This window comes from Streptomyces sp. NPDC002130 (assembly GCF_040296465.1).
In the GTDB taxonomy this organism is placed as follows: domain Bacteria; phylum Actinomycetota; class Actinomycetes; order Streptomycetales; family Streptomycetaceae; genus Streptomyces.
The window spans coordinates 1-1,379 of sequence record NZ_JBEOXI010000878.1; the positions used below are offsets into that span (position 1 = coordinate 1).

General features: G+C 61.3%; 2 protein-coding genes and 1 pseudogene. 1 reads left to right on the forward strand and 2 read right to left on the reverse strand.

Features of this window, described 5'->3' with window-relative positions; genetic code table 11:
• Nucleotides 1-102: 102 nt before the first annotated feature.
• Entirely contained in the window at nucleotides 103-468 is a 366-nt protein-coding gene (locus ABT116_RS46565) for a 3-oxoacyl-[acyl-carrier-protein] synthase III C-terminal domain-containing protein (protein WP_351647305.1), read from the reverse strand.
• A gap of 547 nt (nucleotides 469-1,015) precedes the next feature.
• On the opposite strand from ABT116_RS46565, the pseudogene ABT116_RS46570 reads away from it, so the two are divergent.
• Nucleotides 1,016-1,243: pseudogene (locus ABT116_RS46570) on the forward strand (alcohol dehydrogenase catalytic domain-containing protein); the annotation flags it as partial.
• Here the strand turns inward: ABT116_RS46570 and ABT116_RS51235 are convergent.
• Nucleotides 1,196-1,379, reverse strand: a 184-nt coding sequence (locus ABT116_RS51235; protein WP_502984082.1) for a hypothetical protein, incomplete at its 5' end; no start/stop codon positions are given. The pseudogene ABT116_RS46570 and the gene ABT116_RS51235 sit on opposite strands and share 48 nt — an antisense overlap.

Here is a 1,379-nt window from a genome sequence, read left to right on the forward strand (position 1 = left end):
TCGGTGGTTGCCCGATCAGCTGCAGACGCGTCCAGGCGATCCGGACGGAAACGGAAGGGCGCCCCGAACCGTGGGTTCGAGGCGCCCTTCCGTAAGGAACAATCAGGCGGATTCTGCTCCAGCCAACGGCGGCATGACGACAACCTGACCGGCAAAGGACAGACCCGCACCGAAGGCGAGAAGCAATGCCTTGTCGCCCGGCTTGCACTGGCCGTCGCGCAGCATCTGCTCCATGGCGAGCGGGATCGAGGCCGCGGACGTGTTGCCCGTCTCGGCGATGTCGTTGGAGACGGGGAAGCCCTCGGGCAGCTTCATGCTGCGAGCGATGACCTCGTTGATGCGCTGGTTTGCCTGGTGCGGCACAAAAGCGTCGATGTCCTCGATGCCCAGCCCCGACTTCTCCAGGGTGCGAGTGGCGACCTTGCCCATCTCGAAGGCAGCCCAGCGGAACACCGCGGTACCGGCCATCTTGATCCACGGCCGAGGTCCGCCGCCTTGTCGTTGTGTTCCTGGAACATCAGAACCTCTCGGCCGCCAATTTGAATTCGATGTAGATCGCGCATCACCGGATTTGCTTCGACTTCCGCAAGCGAGTGTGTTGTGGAAGTCAGACGGAGGAAGAACCAAGATCCTTCCCACTTGCATATATTGAACCCATCGATATGGGTGTCGACGATGTCAATCTCCATAGTTGCCGGGTCAACTCCGACTCTCTCCAATTCCTCATTGCTGAGAACCTCACACGGATCAAACATCCCAATCACATCGACAGGGAAAGCCTCGCCCTCGACGGTCGAGGAACAACCCCCAACCAACAGCGTGGCCGCGACCAAGACCACTGCACCCCTCACTCCCACAGCACTCCCCCTCGTTCGCGACCCGCTCACAGGATTAGACGCTCCCCAGCACCGATCGGTTCCACGACATTGCATTCCGTTGCAACCCTTCACCCGCGCCGATAATCGGCCTAACGTCGATCTACCAGGGGATTCACAACGAAGTGAGGTGCGGATCAATGAAGGCAGCACGGTTCCACGGGCAGAAAGACATCCGGATCGAAGAGATCCCTGAGCCCGAATTGCGGCCAGGAACAGTCAAGCTGAAGGTCGCATGGTGCGGAATCTGCGGCACCGATCTCCACGAGTACCTCGAGGGACCGATCTTCATCTCCGCACCGGGCCACCCGCATCCACTCTCACACGAGAATGCGCCGGTCACGATGGGCCACGAGTTCTCCGGCACCGTCGAAGAGGTCGGCGAAGGTGTCACGGACGTCGAGGTCGGCGAAAATGTTGTCGTCGGCCGGAGCCGTACCGACCCTCCCGGTCCACGTCGGCGAACTCCAGGCCCCCTGCCTCGGCACCGACCTGCAGTCCTGG